Below are 6,905 nucleotides of genomic sequence, written 5' to 3'. Positions count from 1 at the left end.
TTTTGAGTCGCTCGTGACTGCGGGCGCGTTTCTCGACGCAGTCTCGGAGGCCGGCTTCGCCCGCGTGCTCGCGATCGGCGCACACCCCGACGACGCGGAGTACTTCGCGGGCGGAACGCTGGCGCGGCTCGCGGATTCGGGCGCGGTGCTGCACCTGGTCGTCTGCACCGACGGCGCGCTCGGCGGGCGCGGGATCGCGGAGGTCGTGAAGGTGCGCAGCGGCGAGCAGGCCGAGGCGGCGAGCATCATCGGGTTCGCATCACACGCCAGCCTCGGCCACCCGGACGGCGCTCTCGCCAACGACGATGCGCTTCGCGCGGAGCTCGCTCTCGCCGTGCGCCGGATCCGCCCGGATCTGGTTCTGACCCACGATCCACGGATGCTCTGGAGCAACTACGGCGGACGCGCGCACCCGGGCCACTCCGACCACCGCGCGGCGGGTCAGGCCACGCTCGACGCGATCTATCCGCGCGCGGCGAGCCCGAACTTCTACGCCGAGCAGCTCGCGGAGCCGGGGATCGAGCCGTGGTACCCGCGCGAGGTCTGGCTCTTCGACACCGCGCAGGCGGAGCTTCGGATCGACGCGTCGGCGGGCTTCGCGCGCAAGCTCGACGCGCTCCGCGCGCACCAGAGCCAGAATCGGGACGACGGACTCGTGCGCGGCGCGCGCTCGCTCGGGGAGTCGGAGCCGTTCGTCCGGCTCGTGCTGCGCGGCGCAAAGCGCGCGAGTCCGCCGGCGGAGCGATCGTGACGAGCCGGCGAGTGCCGAGCGAGGCGGAGCTCTTCGCCTGGTTCGAGGAGCTCTCCAACTGGAAGCGCTTCGGCGCGGGCGACGAGCGCGGCAGCTTGAATCTGATCGACGATGCGAAGCGAGCGGAGGCCGCGCGGCTGGTCCGCGAGGGCATCGCGGTCTCCTGCGCCTGGCCGATCGATCCCCGCCCGGAAGCCGACCACGTCTTCGGCTCGCCGGAGCGCACGATGCGCGGCACGGGTGAAGAGCTGCCCGCCGAGCCGCGCTACGCGGGTGCGTCGGAGCGGATCGGCTTCGTCTTCCACGGCTACGCGATCACGCATCTCGACTCGCTCGCGCACTATTTCTGGGACGGGCGGATGTACGGCGGAAGGCCCGCCTCGCTGGTGACGCGCTCGGACGGCGCGACACGGAACGACGTAGGCGCCGCGAGCTCGGGAATCGTCACGCGCGGCGTGCTGCTCGACGTGGCCGCGCTTCGCGGGGTGGACTGGCTCGAGCCCGGCGAGGGCGTCTTCCCCGAGGACCTCGAAGCCGCCGAAGCGCGCGCGGGCGTGCGCGTCGGCCGCGGCGACGCGCTGCTGCTGCGCACCGGCTACGGCCGGAAGAAGCGCGCGCGCGGTCCCGATCGCGTCCAGGACGTGGGCCGCGCCGGCTGGCACGCCGCGTGCCTGCCGTGGCTTCGCGAGCGCGACGTCGCGCTGATCGGAGCCGACACCGCCCAGGACGTGCAGCCGTGCGGCTACCCGGCCTTCCGCAGCCCGATCCACGCGATCGGCATCGTCGCGATGGGGCTCTGGCTGCTCGACAACTGCGACCTCGAGCCGCTCGCCGAGGTCTGCTCGCGGCTCGGCCGCGCCGAGTTCATGCTGGCCGTGAGCCCGCTGCGGCTCGCCGGGGCGACCGGCAGCCCGGTGAATCCGATCGCGCTACTGCGAGTCGCGCAAGACGAGAGGAGCGAGAATGAAATCGGGAGCGAAGCGAAGCGGCTGGGTCGCCGCTGGCCTTGCGGCTCTGGCATTGCAGGTGGGAATCGCGAACGCCGCGGATCCGGCCGCGGCGAAGCGTGCGACCGCCGTGGTGCCGACGGCCGAGATCGACGCCGATGCGCTCGCGGTCCTGAAGAAATTCGGCGGCTTCCTCGCCGCGCAGCCGCGCTTCGGCTTCGAACTCGACCTCGCCTACGAGGTGCTGCAGGAGGACGGGCAGCGGCTCGAGTTCGGCTCGTTCCGGCGCTACACCGTGCGGCGTCCCGACCGCCTGCGCATCGACGAGGTTCGCCGCAGCGACGGGCCCAGAGAGATGTACCTGGACGGCAAGCGGCTCACGGTCTGGATCCCGGCGGACAAGGCCTACGCGCTGGCGAAGTTCTCGCAGTACCGCGATCTGGACGCGACGCTCGATCTGGTGCGCGATGCCCTGAACATCGTCGTGCCGCTCGGAGACCTGCTGCGGAGCGATCCGCTGGCGCGGATCGAGGAGGACATGGCCTCCGCCTACGTCGTCGGTCGCGAGGATCTCGCTGGCGTCCCCTGCGATCACGTCGCGTGGCGCACCGACGATGTCGATACCGAGGCCTGGATCGCGGCCGGGGACCAGCCGCTGGTCCAACGCGTGGTCCTCCACTACCTCCAGCTCGACGGACAGCCGCGCTTCTCGGCGCAGTTCAGGAGCTGGACGCTCACGCCCGACGTGGCGGACTCCAAATTCGAGTTCGCGCCGCCCGAGGGCGCGGAGCAATTGCCGCTGTCGGTTCGCGGGCGCGAAGTGCAGCCGAAAGAGGAGAGCACGCCATGACGAAGCGACGCATCGCAAGAGCCCTGGCGGTGGCCTGCGTGGGCCTCTCGGTCTGCTTTCTGGCCCAGGAGGTCGAGGCGCAGCGACGCGGCGGCGGCGGGCGCGGCGGCGGCGGACGCTCGATCTCGCGCTCGGGCCCCGCTGCGGGTGGAAGCTTCCGCACACAGCGCCCGTCATCGCCGTCGCGTTCGTCCTGGGGCGGTCAGAAGCCCGGCGCCGCAACGCGGCCCTCCACGCGGCCGAGCCAGCGCCCGGGAGAGACCCGACCCGGCGGCGAAGCAAACCGCGAGGACTGGCAGCAGCACAGACAGGACATGCAGGACGATCGCCAGGACTACGCGAAGCATGCGCGCAATGACTGGCAGGACTTCTACGAGGAAGGCGGCGGCTACTACTACGGCGGTTACTACGGCGGCTATTACGGTGGCTACTACGGCCCCCCCGTCGTGATCGTCGACTACGACGAGCACGACGACGACTGGGAGGCGGCGCTCGCCGGCTTCGCGCTGGGGACCGCTCTCAGCTCGGCTTCGTTCAACTCGATGCAGGCGGGAACCCAGTGCTCGCTCTCCGAGGTCACCGTGAACGAAGTGAAGTACTACAAGTGCGGATCGACCTGGTACAACCGGGTGATCGACGGCACGAACGTGAACTACATCATCGTGAGTGCGCCGCCCGGCTACTGAGACGCTCGACGGCCGACGCGTGACCGCTCGATCGCTCCGCTGGCTGCCTCCGGCTCTGCTTCTCGCGGTCGCCGCGAATCAGCTCTGGCTGGCGTCGAGCGCCGACCTGACACCGTGGTGTGGCGGCGGCTTCGGAATGTTCTCGACCGTCGACGGCCGCTTCGCGCGCCACCTGCACGCGTTCGCGGTGAGCCCGTCGCTGCGGATCGAGCTCGAGATCCCTTTCGAGCTGCAGGAACAGGCCCAGTCCGCGGTGGCGCTGCCGAGCGACTCGCGCCTGCGGGCGTTCGCGCGGGAGCTCGAGCCGTACGCCGTGACTGACTTCGAGGCACCCGATGCGATCCGGATCGAGGTCTTCACCACGCGCGTCGATCCCGGCACGCTCGCCCCGAGCGGAGTTCTGCTTCGCCGGCTGGAGGTTCCGCTTGCGCGACCTTGACCCGGTCGGCCTCGCGGGGCGGCTCACGCTCGCGGACCTCGCGCTGCGGCCGATTGGGGTCGGCTGGCTCCGGCCGGGGCTGCTCGCGCTCGCGGTGCTCGGCCTGGTCGTGCCGTCGCTGGCCAGGCGCCCCGGGTTCTGGCTCGCGCTCGCGGCGCTCACCGCGCTCCGCGTCGTCTCGACCTGGCCACTGGCCGACAACCACGCCTACCTGCTCGCGTACTGGTGTCTCGCGCTCGCGATCGCCTGGCGCGAAGCCGACCCTGGACCTGCGCTCGCCTGGAGCGGGCGCGTGCTGCTGGGGCTGGTCTTCGCGCTCGCGGTGCTCTGGAAGGCGATCTCTCCCGACTATCTCGACGGTCGCTTCTTCCGCGCGACGCTCGTGACCGACCACCGGCTCGCGTCGTACGCGGTGCTGGTCGGAGGTCTCGACAACGAGGACTTGCTCGAACGGCGCGAGCACCTGACCCGCCACCGCGACGGCCTGTCGGCAGAAGCGCCCCCTCCGCTCGAGCCGGCGCGATTCCGCGCGGCGGCCTGGCTCGCGACCTGGGGGACGATCGGCGTCGAGGCTCTGCTCGCGCTCGTCTTCCTCTGGCCGACCGGCCGCGGCCTGTCGCGAATTCGCGACCCGCTCCTGCTCGCGTTCTGCTCGGTCACCTATCTCTTCGCGCCGGTGAGCGGCTTCGGCTGGCTGCTGATCGCGCTCGGCGTCGCGCAGACCGATCCCGAGAGCTTTCGGACGCGCGCGTCGTACGTCGTCGTCTTCGCGCTCGTCTACCTGTACCGCGAAGTTCCCTGGGCGCTGATCGGCGTGGGCTAGCGATCGTCGAGGTGCGGCGCGCGCTCAGTGCTCGTCGTAGGCGTCGTGCCAGCGCTCGCGATCGAGGAACGCGCCGCGCTCGGCGGCGAGCCGGAGCGCGCGCTCGATGTCGAGCACGAACGGGCCGGAGCGCTCGACGCGAAGCCGCGCCTCCTGGCCCGGCCCGAGCTTCCGCTCGCGATCGCCGTCGAACGCGAGGATCCCGGGTCCGCGCAGGACGACCGGCTCGCCGAGCGCGAGCTCGCGCGATCCGGTCACGTTCACGCGCCGGTACAGCCCCGCCGAGACGGGCGCGAGCAGCACGCGGCCCGGCGCGCCGGGCTGCGCGCAAGTGACCAGCAGGCCGGACTCCTCGCTGGCGCCGACCGGGCGCAGCAGACCGCCGATCGGCGACATGCCGATTCCCGCCGGCTCCGCGCGCGCGAGCACCAGCGCGCGCAGCTTCTCGGGCTCGAACGGCATCAGGTTCCCGAGGTGGTCGTTCACCAGGAACGCCGCGTCGACGAGCGCCATGTCGTCGCGCTCGCCGTCGATCTCCACGCGCACGCACTTCGACGGCCGCGCGACCTCGTCGAGCGCCACGACTCCCGCGGCGAGCAGCCCGGCGGCCGCGCCCGCGACGGTCGGCTCGACCAGACGCGGGAACACGTTGTTGGTTCCCGTCGACAGCGGCACGAGCGGCGCGTCCGGCCAGACGCGCGCGATGGCGCGGTTGGTGCCGTCACCGCCGAGCACGACCAGCACCGCGCAGCCCGCCTTTCGCATCGCCTCGGCCGCGCGCACGGTGTCGTTCGCGTCGAGCCGCGCGTCCACGTCCACCACCTCGAGGCTCGCGTCGATCTCGAGGTTCTCGATCGCGGAGATCGAGACGCGGAACGGCTCCTTCATGACCAGCACGCGCTTCGCGCCGGCCGCGACCGCGCCGATCACGATCCGCGCGACCTGGTTGCGCTTGCTCTGTGGCGTGGACGTGTCGGCGCGCGCCGCGACGCGGCGGACGTCCCGGCCGGAGAGGGGATTGGCGATGATTCCGATCGGATGGGTCATGGCAGGCGCGCGATCCTACCAGATGCGCCCGCTCAGACTGTCGCGACGAGTCGCGCGACGGTTTGCTGCAGCTGCTCGCGCGTGAACGGCTTGCCGAGGATCTCGGCCCCACGCGGCAGATTTCCGGCCTCCGCGCCGGAGATCTCGGCATAGCCGGTCATCAGCAGCACGCCCAGATCCGGCCATCGCTCGCGAAGCAGCCGGCCGAGCTCCACGCCGCTCTGTCCGGGCATGACGTAGTCACTGATCAGAAGGTCGAATCTCCGCTGCGAGGCGGCGACGACCGAGAGCGCCTCCGCCGCGTCGCCGGCAGCGGTGACCCGGAAGCCCGTGCTCTCGAGCATGATCGCGAGCAGCCGGCGCACCGACGCGTCGTCCTCGACCAGAAGGATCGAGGTTTCCCGGCGGGTGGTCGGGGAGATCGGGGCGGCGGCGCGCGGTGCGACGCCGGGCCGCGACGTCGAGGCCGGCAGGCTGATCTCGACGCGCGTGCCGCGTCCGGGCTCGCTCTCGAGCGCGATCGATCCGCCGCACTGCCGCACGATGCCGTAGGTCGTGGAGAGCCCGAGCCCGGTTCCCGAGCCGAGCGGCTTGGTGGTGAAGAACGGCTCGAACGCGCGCGCTCGCGTGGCCTCGTCCATGCCCTGGCCCGTGTCCGAGACGACGAGGTGCGCAGAGCGGCCCCCCTGACCGGAGCGGGTCTCGATTCGCAGCGTTCCGCCCCCCATCATCGCGTCGCGCGCGTTCAGCGTCAGGTTCAGCATCACCTGGTCGACGTAGGACGGGTCGATGTCGATCGCGGGCAGGTCGGGATCGAGCGAGAGCTCGAGCTCGAGCCGCGCTGGCAGCGTCCTGAAAAGGAGCGGCTCGATGCCCCGGATCGCGGCGTTCAGGTCTACGACGCTCGGCTGCGAGAGCTGCCGCCGCGAGAGCAGCAGGAGCTGGTTCGTGAGCGCCGCCGCGCGCGCGGCGGCGTCCGAGATCTCGTGCACGGCCGTCGCGGCCGCACCGGGCGCCAAGGTTCCTTCGAGCACGCTCGCATAGCCGCCGATCACGGTCAGCAGATTGTTGAAGTCGTGCGCGACTCCGCCGGCCAGCCGGCCGATCGCATCCATCTTCTGCGCCTCGCGCAGCTGTTCCTGGAGGGCGAGCTCGGCGGTGAGATCGCGAGACTGCGCGATGACGTGGACCTCGCCGTTCGCCTTCACGTAACGCGTGCCGGACGATGCGACCCAGAAGCTAGAAGCGGTCCCAAAATAGATGTTGCGCTACGGTGTAGCCAACGCGAGTTCGGGCAGCGGGTGCTGACGCGAGACTCGTCTCCCCTTTCGAAGGGGGAGGTGCGTGGACCTCACGGATCGG

At 71.4% G+C, this 6,905-nt stretch carries 6 protein-coding genes and 1 pseudogene; 5 read left to right on the top strand and 2 right to left on the bottom strand.

Translation table 11 applies throughout. The features are described 5' to 3' along the window. Window positions 1-13: 13 nt before the first annotated feature. From FJ108_17410 to FJ108_17390, 5 genes and pseudogenes are all read left to right on the top strand, one after another. The gene (locus FJ108_17410) at window positions 14-751 is read left to right on the top strand and encodes a PIG-L family deacetylase (protein MBM4337667.1); all 738 of its coding nucleotides are present in this window, start codon (window positions 14-16) and stop codon (window positions 749-751) included. A gap of 11 nt (window positions 752-762) precedes the next feature. Continuing rightward, window positions 763-1,680 (top strand): annotated as a pseudogene (locus tag FJ108_17405) (cyclase family protein). Between the two features lie 34 nt (window positions 1,681-1,714). Beyond that, window positions 1,715-2,548, top strand: coding sequence for a DUF2092 domain-containing protein (locus tag FJ108_17400; protein ID MBM4337666.1), 834 nt, complete (start codon window positions 1,715-1,717; stop codon window positions 2,546-2,548). A gap of 705 nt (window positions 2,549-3,253) precedes the next feature. Next, window positions 3,254-3,673 (top strand): hypothetical protein, encoded by a 420-nt coding sequence (locus FJ108_17395; GenBank protein MBM4337665.1) that lies wholly within the window; start codon window positions 3,254-3,256, stop codon window positions 3,671-3,673. After that, window positions 3,660-4,496 carry a hypothetical protein gene (locus FJ108_17390; protein MBM4337664.1) on the top strand — a complete coding sequence of 279 codons (837 nt, stop codon included), beginning with the start codon at window positions 3,660-3,662 and terminating at the stop codon, window positions 4,494-4,496. The genes FJ108_17395 and FJ108_17390 overlap by 14 nt, the downstream gene beginning before the upstream one ends. Window positions 4,497-4,520: 24 nt before the next feature. Here the strand turns inward: FJ108_17390 and FJ108_17385 are convergent, their stop codons facing one another. Together FJ108_17385 and FJ108_17380 are read right to left on the bottom strand one after the other, a co-directional pair. After that, complete coding sequence (locus FJ108_17385) at window positions 4,521-5,543, bottom strand: ATP-NAD kinase (GenBank protein ID MBM4337663.1); 1,023 nt, start codon at window positions 5,541-5,543, stop codon at window positions 4,521-4,523. A gap of 32 nt (window positions 5,544-5,575) precedes the next feature. After that, window positions 5,576-6,751 (bottom strand): response regulator, encoded by a 1,176-nt coding sequence (locus tag FJ108_17380; protein ID MBM4337662.1) that lies wholly within the window; start codon window positions 6,749-6,751, stop codon window positions 5,576-5,578. Window positions 6,752-6,905: the final 154 nt, after the last annotated feature.

The organism is Deltaproteobacteria bacterium, assembly GCA_016875225.1.
Taxonomy (GTDB): Bacteria; Myxococcota_A; UBA9160; order SZUA-336; family SZUA-336; genus VGRW01.
Note: the sequence above shows the minus strand (reverse complement) of the source record. Positions and strands in the feature narration are given on the sequence as shown.